Here is a 13,923-nt window from a genome sequence, read left to right as displayed (position 1 = left end):
CGCCTGTCACGCTGACTCGCGTGACCGACAGCACCCCCCGACGCCTCGTCGTGATGCGCCACGCCCGCGCCGAGCACAGCGGCCCCTCCGACCACGAGCGCCGCCTCACCGACGGCGGCGCCGACGACGCCCGTGCCGCCGGTGCCTGGCTGGCCGGCCTCGGCCTCGAGCCCGACCACGTGCTGGTCTCCGCCGCGCTGCGCACCCGCGAGACCTGGGAGGCCGTCGCCGAGGGCGCCGGCTGGGACGACGACGCCACCCACGACGAGGGGCTCTACGCCGCCGGGCCCGAGACCGCCCTCGACCTGGTGCGCCAGTCCCCGGCCGACGCGCTCACGGTGGTCGTGGTGGGCCACAACCCGACCATGGCCACGCTGGCCCAGCTGCTCGACGACGGCGAGGGCGACGAGGAGGCCAGCAACGACCTGGCCGGCGGCTTCCCGACCTGCGCGGCCGCCGTGCTCGAGGTCGACGACGACTGGGCCGACCTCGAGGAGCAGTCGGCGCGGCTGCTGGCCTTCCACGTGTCGCGGGCCTGAGCCGGGGCCCGGACCCGCCGCGGGGACGGCGTCGGCGAGCGGCGGTGCTTCCCCGGCGCGGGCTCAGACCGGGGGAGCGGGGGTGACGATGCCGACGGCGGCGTCGGCCGCCTCGACCTCCTCGCGGGTGATGCCGAGCAGGTACATGATGGCGTCGAGGTAGGGCACGTTGACCGCGGTGTCGGCGGCGTCGCGCACCATCGGCTTGGCGTTGTAGGCGATGCCCAGCCCGGCGGCCGCGAGCATGTCGAGGTCGTTGGCCCCGTCGCCGATGGCGATCGTGGAGCCCACGTCGACGCCGACCTCCCCGGCGAACTCCCGCAGCGCCTGCGCCTTGGCGGCCCGGTCGACCACGGCCCCGACGATGCGACCCGTGAGCCGACCGTCGACGATCTCCAGCTCGTTGGCCCGGGCGAAGTGGATGCCGAGCTCGGCGGCCAGGCGGTCGGTGATCTGGGTGAAGCCGCCCGACACGATCGCGAAGCGGTAGCCGAGCCGGCGCAGCGTGCGCACCATGGTGCGGGCGCCGGGAGCCAGCTCGACGGCCTCGTAGACCTCGGCGAGGGCGGTCTCCGGCACACCCTCGAGCAGCGCGACCCGGGAGCGCAGCGACTCCTCGAAGTCGAGCTCGCCGCGCATGGCGCGCTCGGTGACCTCCGCCACCTCGGCCTCGCAGCCCGCGTGGGCCGCGATCATCTCGATCACCTCGCCCTGGATGAGGGTGGAGTCGACGTCCATGACGATCAGGCGCATGCCGTGGCGCAGGATGTCGGCCGGCTGCACGGCCACGTCGAAGCCCTCGCGCGAGGCCTCCGTGGCCAGCACGGTGCGCAGGGCCCGCGGGTCGGCGCCCGAGACGTGCAGCTCGATGGCGGTCACGGGGTAGCGCGCCATGCGCTCGATGCGGTCGATGTTGGCCCCGGAGTCGGCGATGCGACCGGCGACGGCGGCCATCGCCGTGGCCCGCAGCGGGGCGCCGATCACCGTGACGTGGACGCGCCCGGAGCGACGCGAGGGGTTGTCGCCGGTGCCCTCCTCGACCTCGACGTCCATGTCGAGGCCCCGCGCGGTCTGCTCGACGGCCTCGCGCAGGCGGCGGGCGTCGCGCGGCACCGTGACGAGCACGCCGAGCACGAGCCGCCCGCGCAGGACGATCTGCTCGACGTCGACGACCTCGACGCCGGCGCGCGAGAGCGTGGAGAAGACCGCCGACGTGACACCGGGCCGGTCGCGGCCGGTGAGGGTGAGCAGGAGGGTCTCGGGGCGCGTCTGGTCCATGGCGGGCACGAGGCTAGCGGAGCCGCGGCCTCACGCCGGCGGCCAGACCTCCGGTGAGCAAGCCGCCACCAGCGCCCGCCGCCCGGCCCGCTCCAGCGGCGTCAGCGCGTCGCGGCGCGCCTGCGCCTCCGCGGCGCTGATCGCCCCGCCGTCGTCGACCAGGGCCAGGTCGACGACCGCCACGGCCTGGAGCCCGCGCGCCGCGAGCTCGACGCAGCGGGCCGGCACGCCGTCGGGCGCGCTGAGCGGAGTCCGGTGGCGCAGGTTCATCAGGTGGTCGGCCACCTCGGGCCGCCAGCGGGCGACCTCGAGCCGGGCCAGGGCGTCGGCGGCCGCGAGCAGCTCCTGGCGCAGGGCCCGGTCGGCCTCGCCGACGTCGGGCAGCTGCCGGCGTACGGCACGGTGGGCGACCCAGGTCGTCGCCGCGCCCACGGTGACGGGCACCAGCCCCACGTCGGCGCCCGCGACCACGACGGCCTCGCCGGCCTCGACCGCCTCGGTGTTGAAGCCGGCGGGGCCGCCGAGGCCCACGAGGTCGCCCTCCACCGGGAAAGCCGCCCCGAACGACGTCGCACCCTCGGCCCGCAGCCGGGCCAGGCCGCCCAGCAGCGTCTCGGTGCCGGTGCCGGTGCCGGTGCCGCGCGAGGTGTCGGCCGGAGCCCCCAGGCCGAGGTGGCCCAGGCCCGCCACGGCATGGGTGGCCTCGTCGCCGATGACGGCGTCGAGCAGCAGGTCGGTCACCACCTGGCCGCGCAGCCAGGCGGTGCCCCACCAGGCCAGGCGGGCGGAGACGGGGAGGTCGGTGCTCACGGCGCCCGAGGCTACGCCGGGGCCGGGGAGGCGCACGGATAGGGTGACGCCATGGCTGCAGTGCTGGAGTTCGCCGACGTGACCGTCACCCGCGGCCAGGCCACCCTGCTCGACGCGGTGAGCTGGACGGTGGAGGAGGACGAGCGCTGGGTCGTGCTCGGTCCCAACGGCGCGGGGAAGACCACCCTGCTCCAGGTCGCCTCCGCCCAGATGCATCCCACCACCGGTGTCGCGGGGATCCTCGAGGAGGTGCTCGGCACCGTCGACGTCTTCGAGCTGCGACCGCGCATCGGCCTGACCAGCGCGGCGCTGGCCGAGCGGATCCCGCGCTCGGAGCGCGTCCACGACGTCGTGGTCTCGGCCTCCTACGGCGTGCTCGGGCGCTGGCGCGAGGCCTACGACGAGCTCGACCACCAGCGCGCCACCGACCTGCTCACCGAGCTGGGCGCCACCCACCTGGCCGACCGCACCTTCGGCACCCTGAGCGAGGGCGAGCGCAAGCGGGTCCAGATCGCGCGCTCGCTGATGACCGACCCCGAGCTGCTGCTGCTCGACGAGCCGGCCGCGGGGCTCGACCTCGGCGGCCGGGAGGACCTCGTGTCGACGCTGTCGGTGCTCGCCATGGACCCCGACTCGCCGGCCACGGTGCTGGTCTCCCACCACGTCGAGGAGATCCCGCCGGGCTTCACCCACGCCCTGCTGCTGCGCCAGGGCCGGGTCGTGGAGGCCGGCCTGCTCGAGCACGTGCTCACCGAGGACAACCTGTCCACGGCCTTCGGCATGCCGCTGACCGTGACGACCAGCGACGACGGTCGCTGGGCCGCCCGGCGGCGCACCCGGGCCAGATGAGCGCCGGGTAAAGAGCCCTCCGATAGGGTCGGGCCATGGACTGGCTGAGCGAGCACGCGTGGGCGGCCTGGCTGGGGGTCGCGGCGCTCCTCGGCGTGGCCGAGATGTTCAGCCTCGACCTGGTGCTGCTCATGCTGGCCGTCGGCGCCATCGGCGGTGGCGCCGCCGCCGCCCTCGACGCCCCCGTGGTCGTGCAGGTGCTGGTCGCCGCCGCCACCGCGCTCGGCACGCTCACGCTGGTGCGCCCGCCGCTGGTCAAGAAGCTGCACAGCGGCCCCGAGCTGAGCATGAGCCACGGTCGCCTCGTCGGCACCCAGGGCCTGGTGCTGCAGACCATCTCGGGGCTCCAGCCGGGTCGGGTCAAGCTGGCCGGCGACGAGTGGAGCGCGGCTCCCTACGACGAGACGCTGGTCATCGAGCCCGGCGCCACCGTCGAGGTGCTCGAGATCCGCGGCGCCACGGCCTACGTCCACCCGGTGCCGCAGCTCGACCGCTGAGCGCCGTCCCCGGACGTCACGCCCCGGACGTCCCTCCCCGCAACGCCCCACCCGAGCACAACCCGCCCCGAGCCGAAGGAGCCCCCATGGGTCCCGTACTCCTCGTCCTGCTGGTGGTCGTGCTGCTGCTGGTCGTCGTGATCCTCGCCAAGACCGTGCGCATCGTGCCCCAGGCCCGCGCCGGCATCGTCGAGCGCTTCGGCAAGTACAAGCAGACGCTGCCCGCCGGCCTCAACATCGTCGTGCCCTTCATCGACAAGGTGCGCTACCTCATCGACATGCGCGAGCAGGTCGTGAGCTTCCCGCCGTCGTCGGTGATCACCGAGGACAACCTCACCGTCGACATCGACACCGTCATCTACTTCCAGGTGATCGACCCGGTCGCGGCGACCTACGAGATCGCCAACTACATCCAGGCCGTCGAGCAGATCACCCAGACCACGCTGCGCAACATCGTCGGCGGCATGGACCTCGAGCAGACCCTCACCAGCCGCGACTCGATCAACTCCGGGCTGCGTGGCGTGCTCGACGAGGCCACCGGCAAGTGGGGCATCCGCGTCGGACGGGTCGAGATCAAGAGCATCGACCCGCCGGCCTCCATCAAGGACACGATGGAGAAGCAGATGCGCGCCGACCGCGACAAGCGTGCCGCGATCCTCACCGCCGAGGGCCAGCGCCAGGCCTCCATCCTCACCGCGGAGGGTCAGAAGCAGTCGGCCATCCTCTCGGCCGAGGGCGACCGGGAGTCGCAGATCCTGCGGGCCCAGGCCGACCGCGAGGCCGCGATCCTGCGTGCCCAGGGCGAGGGCCAGGCCATCCAGACGGTCTTCCAGGCCATCCACGACGGGCGGCCCGACCAGTCCCTGCTGGCCTACCAGTACCTCCAGATGATGCCCAAGATCGCCGAGGGCGACGCCAACAAGGTCTGGATCGTGCCGAGCGAGATCGGCAAGGCCCTCGAGGGCCTCGGCTCGACCATGAACGACCTGCGCGGGATCCCGACCGAGGTCGACGGCCCGCTCAAGCGCGTCGACATGGGCCCCAGCGAGCCCCAGGTGCCGACCCCGGCGTCGACGGCGTCGGGCAGCAACCCCGTGGTCCAGGCCGCGATCGCGGAGGCCGACGCCGCCGCGCAGACCGGCAGGCGCGCGGCGCAGCCCACCGACGAGCCCACCGCTCAGCCTCCCGGACAGCCGTCCGGCAACCCCGCCGACGTCCCGACCGAGACCCCGGCCGCGCCGGAGGCACCTCCGCTGTCGTGACGCCCTTCGAGCTGGCCGCGATCCTCCTGGCGGGGGTCGCGGCCGGCACCATCAACACCGTCGTCGGCTCCGGCACCCTGGTGACCTTCCCGACCCTGCTCGCCTTCGGCGTGCCGCCCGTGACGGCCAACGTCTCCAACAACATCGGCCTGGTGCCCGGCTCGATCTCCGGGGCCATCGGCTACCGCCGCGAGCTGCGCGGCCAGCGGGCCCGGGCGCTGCGGCTGGGGCTCGCCTCCCTGCTGGGCGGTGCCGCGGGCGCGGTGGCGCTCCTGCTGCTGCCCGAGGACGCGTTCTCGGCCATCGTGCCGGTGCTGATCGCCCTCGGCGTGGTGCTGGTCGTCGTGCAGCCCGTCCTGTCCCGCCGGGTCGCGGCCCGGCACGAGCGCGCCGGCACCGAGCGGCCGGCGCGCGCCCGCTGGGTGTGGCCCGCCGTGCTCGGCACCGGCGTCTACGGCGGCTACTTCGGCGCCGCCCAGGGCGTGCTGCTCATGGGCGTGCTCGGCCTCGGCGTCGACGACGACGTGCAGCGGCTCAACGCGCTCAAGAACGTGCTCGCAGCCATCGTGAACGCCGTGGCCGGGCTGGTCTTCGTGGTCGCCGCCGACGTCGACTGGCGCATCGTGGCCGTGCTCGCCGTGGGCTCGACCATCGGCGGACAGCTCGGCGCGCGGGTCGGGCGCCGGCTGCCCCCGTGGGCGCTGCGCGGCGTCATCGCCGTCGTGGGCGTCGTCGCCCTCGTCGCCCTGCTGCTCGGCTGAGCGTCCCCGGCGTACGGGGAGGGGCGGGCGGTCAGGACGCGGGGCGCTGACCGGCGCGGGTGCGGGCCGCCCGGCGCCGGGGGTACGCCGAGCGCACCTCCATCGCCAGCGCCGGGTCGTTGCTGGTCACCAGCCAGGCGCGACCGGGCCGCATCCAGTAGTGCAGCGACTCCTCGGTGTCGACGGTCCACACCAGCAGCGGCAGGCCGCGGCGCCGGGCGAAGGCGGCGACGCCGCACCGGGCGATGGTGTGCTTGGCGACCACGAGGTTGGCCCGCGAGCGCACGTAGCGTGTGCGCGGACGCAGCTCGGAGAGCCGGATGCGCACCTGCCGGGCCCACGGCAGGCCCGCGACGCGCCGGCCCAGCGAGAGACCGACCAGCAGGTCGTGGCCGGTGTCGTCGGCCCAGTCGCGCACCGCGCGCACGGCCTTGTCGTCGAGGGTGGTGACGATGAGGTTCTCGGCGCCCAGCACCTCGACGGCCATCCGGGTGGCGGCCACCTCGTAGGTCGCGGCGGGGTGGCCGTAGGCCGCCGAGGGCGAGGTGAACTTGAGGTCGATGTGGGCCCGGGCCCGCCCGACCAGCGAGGTGAGCACCTCGTCGTAGCGCAGGAAGTGCGGCGCCCGGGCCGCGAACTCCTCGAAGGTCAGCTCCCCGACCCAGCGCCGGCGGCCCTCCACCCACAGCCAGTCGTCGTGGAAGAGCACGAGGGTGCCGTCGGCGCAGCGCTGCACGTCGAACTCCACGAAGTCCACGTCGAGGGCCAGCGCCTGCTCGAGGGCGGGCCGGGTGTTCTCCAGCTCCCGGTCCCCGCCGGCGCCGCAGCGGTGGGCGCTGACCAGCACGGGCTCACGGGTCCTCACCGGGCAAGCCTGACATCCCCCGGCGGGTGGACGCGCGACGACCCGCCCGGCGGACCGGGCGGGTCGTCGCGTCGTGGGTCACGTGCCCCGCGGGGCTGCGACCTCGGGACTGGGACCTCGGGGTGGGTCAGACCGTCTGGAGCGGCTCCGTCGGGTGGGGCGCCACGTCGTTGGCGCCGCGCTCGGCGCGCACGGCCTCCTCGATGCGCTTGCCGGTGTCGGCGTCGACGGCCTTCCAGTACTCGAAGGCCCGCTCGAGGATGGGCTCGCTGACCCCGCCGAGCAGGTGGCCCGCGACGTTGCCGACGAAGCGCTCGCGCGCGGCGTCGTCCCAGACCTCGCGCACGAGGGCGCCGGCCTGGCCGAAGTCGTCGTCCTCGGCCCGCAGCGTGTAGGCCTGGCGCACGAACTCGCCGTCGGCCTCCCACCCGTCCTCGGCCGGGCCGGTGAGGTCGGAGTAGGGGTCGTCGTAGGTGTTGGGGGCGTACTTGGAGCGGTCGCCCGTGTGGTCGTAGGCCATCGGGCCGTCGAACTGGTAGGTGTAGGCGCCCTCGACGCGGTGGCGGTTCACCGGCAGCTGCTGGTAGTTGGGCCCGATGCGGTAGCGGTGGGTGTCGGCGTAGGCGAAGACCCGGCCGAGCAGCATCTTGTCGGGGGAGAAGCCGATGCCGGGCACGATGGCCGACGGCTCGAAGGCGGCCTGCTCGATCTGCGCGAAGTGGTTCTCCGGGTTCTTGTTCAGCGTCATGCGGCCCACCTCGTGCAGCGGGTAGTCGCTGTGCGGCCACACCTTGGTGAGGTCGAAGGGGTTGAAGCGGTAGGTCTTCGCCTCGTCGTAGGGCATCACCTGCACGTGCAGGGTCCACGACGGGAACTCGCCGGCGTCGATGGAGTCGAAGAGGTCACGGCGGTGGAAGTCGGCGTCCTCACCGGCGATCCGGTTGGCGTCCTCCTGGGTCAGGCACTCCACGCCCTGGTCGGACTTGAAGTGGAACTTCACCCAGAACTTCTCGCCGGCCTCGTTGTACCAGAGGTAGGTGTGGCTGCCGTAGCCCTGCATGTGGCGCCACGAGCGCGGCACGCCGCGGTCGCCCATGAGCCAGGTGACCTGGTGGGCCGACTCGGGGTTGAGGGTCCAGAAGTCCCACTGCATGTCGTTGTCGCGCAGGCCGTTGGCGCCGCGGCGCTTCTGGCTGCGGATGAAGTGGGGGAACTTCATCGTGTCGCGGATGAAGAAGACCGGGGTGTTGTTGCCGACCAGGTCCCAGTTGCCCTCGGAGGTGTAGAACTTCAGCGAGAAGCCACGGGGGTCGCGCCAGGTGTCGGGCGAGCCCATCTCGCCGGCGACGGTGGAGAAGCGCGCGAGCATGTCGGTCGAGGTGCCGGGCTTGAACATCGCGGCCTTGGTCCACTGGGTCACGTCGGCGGTGACCTCGAAGGTGCCGAAGGCACCCGAGCCCTTGGCGTGCACGTTGCGCTCCGGCACGCGCTCGCGGTTGAAGTGGGCCATCTGCTCCACGAAGTGGTGGTCGTGGAGGAGGATCGGCCCGTCGGGACCGAGTGTCAGGCTGTTGCGGTCGCTCGGCGCGGGCGCGCCGGTGCCGGTGGTGGATCCGCTGGTGTTGCCGTGGATCGAGCCGAGTGTCTCGGTCATGCGTGTCATCTCCCGTGGGGTGGTCGGATCGCGCGAGGCGTCCTCCCATCGTGTCGCGGATGTGGAACGAGTCAAGGAAGTCACCCTCATGAGTGGGGTCGACCGGTCCCGTCGGCTGGGCGCGGTCTCCTGCGGCCGGGGTCCGCCGTCACCTACGCTGCGCACGTGCCCGACGTCCACGACCTCGCCGCCGGCTGGCGCTCGGGCACCGGGCGCAGCCAGCTCGTCGCGCTGGGCGTGCTGATGGGGCTCGTCGCGGCGTCGTTCGCGGTCTCCTCCACCGCCTACACGCTGGTGCCGCTGAGCACCTACTTCGTGTGGGTCCTGCTCGGCATGCTGCTGCTGCGCTTCCGCCCGCTGGTGGTGCTGACGGTCTGGACGGTGAGCGCCGCCGTCGCGGCGGTGCTGCTCGACGGAGGCTTCGACACGGTGCGCACCTCGGGCTGTGTCGCCCTGGTGCTGGCCTCGACCCTGGTGCTCTACCAGTCGAGCCTCCAGCGCAGCGGCCTGCCGGGCCCGCTGGGCGAGGCGATGCTCTCCGACCTGCGCGACCGCCTCCAGTCGCAGGGCACCGTGCCGCCGTTGCCCGAGGGGTGGCGGTGCCAGACGGCCATGGTGGCGGCCCACGGGGTCGGCTACGCCGGCGACTTCATGGTCGCCGACCTCAGCGAGGACGAGCACCACCTCGAGCTCATCCTGGTCGACGTGTGCGGCAAGGGTGTCGCCGCCGGCACGGCCGCGCTGCAGTTCGCCGGAGCCCTCGGCGGTCTCATCGGCGCGCTGCCGCCGCGCGCCATGCTCGCCGCGGCCAACGACTTCCTGCTGCGACAGGAGTCCGACGAGACCTTCGCGACCGCGGCCCACGTCTACGTCGACCTGCGCACGGGCCGCTACTCCGTGCTCAGCGCCGGTCACCCCCCGGCGCTGCGCTGGACCGCCGGCGAGGGGGAGTGGACGGTCGACAACGCACGGGGCATGGCCCTCGGCATCCTGCGCCGGCCCGACCTGGAGGCCAGCGAGGGCGTGCTCGGGCCGGGTGATGCCCTGCTCTTCTACACCGACGGCGTCGTCGAGTCGCGCGACGTCGGTCTCGACGAGGGCATCGCCTGGCTGCGTCGCGCGGCGGCCTCGGCGGTGGCCCCGGGCTTCGAGGGCGCGGCGCGGCGCATCCTGCGCCAGGTGGAGCGCGGCGACGACGACCGCGCCGTGCTGCTCCTCGACCGCTCCTGACCACCGGGCTCGGGCCCGAGGGGTGGGCCGCGGCGCAGGCCGGGCACCCAGACTCGACCCATGCCCGAGCTGCCCGAGGTCGAGTCCGCCCGCGCCGTGATCGAGCGCTCGGCGCTGGAGCGGCGCATCGTGTCCGTCGACGACACCGACTCCTACGAGTGCCGCCCGCACGCCCCGGGCGAGATCGCCTCGGCCCTGGTCGGTCGCCGGCTGACCGCGGCCCGTCGCCGGGGCAAGGCGATGTGGTGCGAGACCTCCGGGGCGGGCCGCTCACGCACCCCCGGTCCGCTCCTGGGCATCCACCTGGGCATGGCCGGACGCATCCTCGTCTCGCCCGCCCGCGGCGACGAGGCCGGCCAGCGTGAGGCCGACACCGGTGGTGACTACGTCGGCTCCGGCCCCGAGCGTCCGGGCGACCGGGGGCCGCAGAAGCCCGAGTGGTACCGCTTCACCCTGGGGTTCGACGACGGCGGCTCGCTGCGCCTCTTCGACAAGCGCCGCCTCGGTCGCGTGCGCCTCGACCCCGACCTCGACGCGCTGGGCCCCGACGCCGGTGAGGTCGGCGTCGCCGACTTCCGCCGTCTCGTGGGCCGCGGCACGGCCCCGCTGAAGGCACGGCTGCTCGACCAGGGGACGCTCGCGGGCATCGGCAACCTGCTCGCCGACGAGGTGCTGTGGCAGGCCCGCCTCGACCCCCGCCGCCCGGCCCGCGAGCTCGACCACGACGAACTCACCGAGCTGCACGCGGCGCTGCGCTCCGGCGTACGACGAGCGCTGCGGCTCGGCGGGGTCCACACCGGGGAGGTCGTCGCGCACCGCCACGCCGGCGGCCACTGCCCGCGGTGCGGTGCGGAGATGCAGCGCGCCACCGTGGGTGGTCGCACCACCTGGTGGTGCCCGCAGGAGCAGGACTAGCCGGTCACCATCCCTGGCTCCGGGCGCGCCTGCGGGTGAGGGCCAGCGCCACACCCGCCGCGAGCGCGCCCAGCGTGCCGAGCACCTCGTCGCCGAGGGTGTCCTCGTAGGCCGTCTCCACCTCGGTGCCGTGGCGGATGAACGTGAGCCACTCCCCGGCCTCCCACGCGATCGCCAGCACCGCCCCGATCCCGGTGACCACGAGCACGACCTGCCAGCCCCGCGGCAGCGTGGATGCGACCAGGAGGCCCAGGCCGCCGCACAGCAGGGCCCAGTTGACGAGGTGGTTGGCGTCGTCCCACCACACGACGGCGTCGTAGAGGTCGAGGCTGTTGCCGGTGACGTCGACCAGGAAGGGCAGCATCACCAGCGTCGTCGCGGCGTACGGCGCAGGCGCCCGGTCGGCGGCGGGGCGGCGGCGGGAGGCGAGCCACCAGACGGCCGGCACCACCAGCATCAGCACGGGGTAGGCCAGCAGCCGTGCACCGAAGGCCTTGCCCTCGAAGCGCTCGATCCCGGGCACCCACTGGGCCACGGCCAGCTGCCCCACCGTGAGCAGCAGCACGAGCACCGGCAGCAGACGGTGGAGGCGGTGGCCGGGGCCGGGGACCGGTGTCGTGGTGGGTGTCGTGGTGGGCGTCGGGGCGGCTGGCATGACGGCATCCTGGCCGGAATAGCGCGCCGGGCGCATGGGTTGGGATACTCAGTACGCATTTCAACTATCTCGCGGCACCAGCAGGTCAGGAGTCCCCGCCATGCAGTCCCAGGTCCAGCCCCAGGTCCAGCCCCAGGTCCAGATCGGCCTCTTCAGCGTCGGCGACGTCACCACCGACCCCACCACGGGCCGGACCCCCACCGAGCACGAGCGGATCAAGGCCCAGGTGCGGATCGCGCGCAAGGCCGAGGAGGTCGGGCTCGACGTCGTGGCCGTGGGCCAGCACCACAACCCGCCCTTCGTGGCCTCCTCGCCGACGACCACCATGGCCTACATCGCCGCCCAGACCGAGCGGATCCTGCTGTCGACGTCGACGACGCTGATCACGACGACCGACCCGGTGCGCATCGCCGAGGACTACGCGACGCTGCAGCACCTCACCGACGGACGCATGGACCTCATGCTCGGGCGCGGCAACACCGGCCCGGTCTACCCGTGGTTCGGCAAGGACGTGCGCGACGGCATCGAGCTCGCGGTGGAGAACTACGCGCTCCTGCACCGTCTGTGGCGCGAGGACGTCGTCGACTGGCAGGGCCGCCACCGCACCCCGCTGCAGGGCTTCACCGCCACGCCCCGTCCGCTCGACGGCGTGGCGCCCTTCGTGTGGCACGGCTCGATCCGCAGCCCCGAGATCGCCGAGCAGGCGGCCTACTACGGCGACGGGTTCTTCTCCAACCACATCTTCTGGCCCGCCTCACACACCCGCCAGATGGTCTCGCTCTACCGCCGACGCTTCGAGCACTACGGCCACGGCCGCGCCGACCAGGCGATCGTGGGCCTCGGCGGCCAGGCCTTCATGGCCCGACGCAGCCAGGACGCGGTGCGACGGTTCCGGCCGTACTTCGACAACGCCCCGGTCTACGGGCACGGCCCCTCGCTGGAGGACTTCGCCGCGCAGACGCCCCTCACCGTCGGGTCGCCGCAGCAGGTGCTGGAGCGCACCCTGGGCTTCCGGGAGTACGTCGGCGACTACCAGCGCCAGCTCTTCCTGCTCGACCACGCCGGTCTGCCGCTCGACGTCGTGCTCGAGCAGCTCGACCTGCTCGGTGAGATCCTGCCCGACCTGCGGGCCGGCTACGCCGCGATGCGGGCCCCGGGCGTGCCCGACGCGCCCACCCACGCCGCGCGGGTGGCGGCCGCCTCGCCCGCGGGCGAGGCGGCCCGCGAGGAGGTGTCGGCGTGAGCCGGGCGACGCGCCTCGTGGTCGTCAGCGCCGGCCTGTCCGTGCCGTCGTCGACCCGGCTCCTGGCCGACCGGCTCGCAGGGGCCACCGTCGAGGCGCTCGGGCAGGGGGGCGAGGGGCCGGTGGAGGTGACGGTCGTCGAGCTGCGGCCGCTGGCCCACGCGCTGGCCGACCGCCTGCTCACCGGGTTCGCCGGCGACGAGCTCGGCGCGGCGATCGACGCCGTCGGCGGTGCCGACGCCCTGATCGTCGTCACGCCGGTCTTCGCGGCGTCGTACTCAGGGCTCTTCAAGACCTTCTTCGACGTGCTCGAGCCCGACCTGCTGGAGGGCACCCCGGTGCTCGTGGCGGCCACGGCCGGCACACCGCGTCACTCGCTGGTGCTCGACCACGCGCTGCGCCCGCTCTTCGGCTACCTGCGCGCCGTGGTCGTGCCGACGGGGGTCTTCGCCGCGAGCGAGGACTTCGGGTCGCCGGGCCTGCAGGAGCGCGTGGAGCGCGCGGCAGGGCAGCTCGCGGGCCTGGTCTCGCCCCGGCGCGGGCTCCGAGCCGTGCCCCAGCGCCGCGACGAGCTGGTCGACCCGGTGCCGTTCGCCGAGCGGCTGCGTGCCGCCGGCCAGCTGCCCGGCGGCTGACCTGCCGCCCGTGGGCGACCCGCCGGCCCTGGAGACGCAGCACGGCCCCGCGGCGGGGCCGCGGGGCCGTGCGGTGCGGACGCGGGGGCTCAGTGCTGGTAGGTGCCCTGCACGATGGCCCGCCCGGCGGTCTTGAACGCGAGGTTGAACGAGACCACGGTCGCGCTGGCGTCGGAGTCGACGCCGAGGCTCTCCTCGGTCACCGCGTGCACCACGAAGTAGTAGCGGTGCACCTGGTCGCCCTGCGGCGGGGCGGCGCCGGTGAAGGCCTTGGTGCCGGCGTCGTTGCGGCACATGAAGGCCGAGCCGGGCAGCTCCGCGCCCTCGCGACCGATCCCGGCGGGCAGCTCGGTGCAGTCGGCGGGGAGGTCGACGAGCACCCAGTGCCAGAAGCCCGACGGGGTCGGGGCGTCGGGGTCGAAGCAGGTGACGGTGTAGCTCTTGGTGCCCTCGGGCCCCTGCTCCCACGACAGGTGCGGCGAGGAGTCCCCGGCGGAGGCCACCTGGTCGTCCTTCAGCGGGGCGCCCTGCGTCACGTCGTCGCTGGTCACCGTGAAGGACGGCACCTTCGGCAGCAGCTCGTAGGGGTCCGGGCTCACCGGTCGGTCCAGGGACATGCGTCGTCTCCCATCAGTAGGCGCACCTGCGGCTGTTCCACAGGAGTCGTTCGATGTTCAACCTAGTCCGGCCCCCGAACCCAGGTCACCAGCCCGGAGGGGGGAGCGGCGAC

The 13,923-nt window shown here is 73.9% G+C and carries 15 protein-coding genes; 9 read left to right on the top strand and 6 right to left on the bottom strand.

The annotated features are described in order from the left end of the window. The first annotated feature begins 20 nt into the window (after positions 1-20). Positions 21-539, top strand: a complete 519-nt coding sequence (locus IR170_RS01125; RefSeq protein ID WP_251533063.1) for a SixA phosphatase family protein — start codon at positions 21-23, stop codon at positions 537-539. Positions 540-602: 63 nt separating this feature from the next. On the opposite strand, the gene serB is transcribed toward IR170_RS01125, so the two are convergent. Together serB and IR170_RS01115 are read right to left on the bottom strand one after the other, a co-directional pair. Next, positions 603-1,817, bottom strand: a complete 1,215-nt coding sequence (gene serB / locus IR170_RS01120) for a phosphoserine phosphatase SerB (protein ID WP_056864373.1) — start codon at positions 1,815-1,817, stop codon at positions 603-605. A 30-nt stretch (positions 1,818-1,847) separates the two neighbouring features. After that, the gene (locus tag IR170_RS01115; protein WP_193660894.1) at positions 1,848-2,627 is read right to left on the bottom strand and encodes a hypothetical protein; all 780 of its coding nucleotides are present in this window, start codon (positions 2,625-2,627) and stop codon (positions 1,848-1,850) included. Positions 2,628-2,678: 51 nt separating this feature from the next. Here IR170_RS01115 and IR170_RS01110 point away from each other — a divergent pair, with 51 nt between their 5' ends. The 4 genes from IR170_RS01110 to IR170_RS01095 all read left to right on the top strand — a co-directional run bounded on the left by IR170_RS01110 (position 2,679) and on the right by IR170_RS01095 (position 5,996). Then, a complete protein-coding gene (locus IR170_RS01110; protein WP_056864374.1) occupies positions 2,679-3,476 on the top strand; it encodes an ABC transporter ATP-binding protein in 798 nt (265 codons plus the stop codon). Between the two features lie 35 nt (positions 3,477-3,511). Then, a complete protein-coding gene (locus IR170_RS01105; RefSeq protein ID WP_056864375.1) occupies positions 3,512-3,973 on the top strand; it encodes an NfeD family protein in 462 nt (153 codons plus the stop codon). 86 nt (positions 3,974-4,059) lie between these two features. Continuing rightward, on the top strand, positions 4,060-5,235 hold the full coding sequence (locus tag IR170_RS01100; protein ID WP_193660893.1) for an SPFH domain-containing protein: 1,176 nt from the start codon (positions 4,060-4,062) through the stop codon (positions 5,233-5,235). Beyond that, complete coding sequence (locus tag IR170_RS01095) at positions 5,232-5,996, top strand: sulfite exporter TauE/SafE family protein (protein WP_056904018.1); 765 nt, start codon at positions 5,232-5,234, stop codon at positions 5,994-5,996. The genes IR170_RS01100 and IR170_RS01095 overlap by 4 nt, the downstream gene beginning before the upstream one ends. A 31-nt stretch (positions 5,997-6,027) precedes the next feature. Here the strand turns inward: IR170_RS01095 and IR170_RS01090 are convergent, their stop codons facing one another. Together IR170_RS01090 and IR170_RS01085 are read right to left on the bottom strand one after the other, a co-directional pair. Further along, the gene (locus IR170_RS01090) at positions 6,028-6,861 is read right to left on the bottom strand and encodes a glycerophosphodiester phosphodiesterase (protein WP_193660892.1); all 834 of its coding nucleotides are present in this window, start codon (positions 6,859-6,861) and stop codon (positions 6,028-6,030) included. Positions 6,862-6,988: 127 nt separating this feature from the next. Continuing rightward, positions 6,989-8,515, bottom strand: a complete 1,527-nt coding sequence (locus IR170_RS01085; protein WP_056864379.1) for a catalase — start codon at positions 8,513-8,515, stop codon at positions 6,989-6,991. A gap of 165 nt (positions 8,516-8,680) precedes the next feature. Here IR170_RS01085 and IR170_RS20150 point away from each other — a divergent pair, with 165 nt between their 5' ends. Continuing rightward, the gene (locus tag IR170_RS20150; RefSeq protein ID WP_193660891.1) at positions 8,681-9,745 is read left to right on the top strand and encodes a PP2C family protein-serine/threonine phosphatase; all 1,065 of its coding nucleotides are present in this window, start codon (positions 8,681-8,683) and stop codon (positions 9,743-9,745) included. Positions 9,746-9,805: 60 nt separating this feature from the next. Then, positions 9,806-10,660, top strand: a complete 855-nt coding sequence (locus IR170_RS01075) for an Fpg/Nei family DNA glycosylase (protein WP_193660890.1) — start codon at positions 9,806-9,808, stop codon at positions 10,658-10,660. Positions 10,661-10,664: 4 nt separating this feature from the next. On the opposite strand, the gene IR170_RS01070 is transcribed toward IR170_RS01075, so the two are convergent. Beyond that, positions 10,665-11,315 (bottom strand): hypothetical protein, encoded by a 651-nt coding sequence (locus IR170_RS01070; protein ID WP_227488382.1) that lies wholly within the window; start codon positions 11,313-11,315, stop codon positions 10,665-10,667. Positions 11,316-11,415: 100 nt separating this feature from the next. Between IR170_RS01070 and IR170_RS01065 the strand changes: the two genes are divergently transcribed. Both IR170_RS01065 and IR170_RS01060 read left to right on the top strand, forming a co-directional pair. Then, complete coding sequence (locus IR170_RS01065) at positions 11,416-12,558, top strand: LLM class flavin-dependent oxidoreductase (RefSeq protein ID WP_193660889.1); 1,143 nt, start codon at positions 11,416-11,418, stop codon at positions 12,556-12,558. Further along, complete coding sequence (locus tag IR170_RS01060) at positions 12,555-13,193, top strand: FMN reductase (RefSeq protein ID WP_193660888.1); 639 nt, start codon at positions 12,555-12,557, stop codon at positions 13,191-13,193. The genes IR170_RS01065 and IR170_RS01060 overlap by 4 nt, the downstream gene beginning before the upstream one ends. 89 nt (positions 13,194-13,282) lie before the next feature. Here the strand turns inward: IR170_RS01060 and IR170_RS01055 are convergent, their stop codons facing one another. Continuing rightward, positions 13,283-13,810 (bottom strand): YbhB/YbcL family Raf kinase inhibitor-like protein, encoded by a 528-nt coding sequence (locus tag IR170_RS01055; protein WP_056864385.1) that lies wholly within the window; start codon positions 13,808-13,810, stop codon positions 13,283-13,285. Positions 13,811-13,923 lie beyond the last annotated feature (113 nt).

It is taken from the genome of Nocardioides kribbensis, from assembly GCF_015070375.1.
GTDB lineage: Bacteria > Actinomycetota > Actinomycetes > Propionibacteriales > Nocardioidaceae > Nocardioides > Nocardioides kribbensis.
Note: the sequence above shows the minus strand (reverse complement) of the source record. Positions and strands in the feature narration are given on the sequence as shown.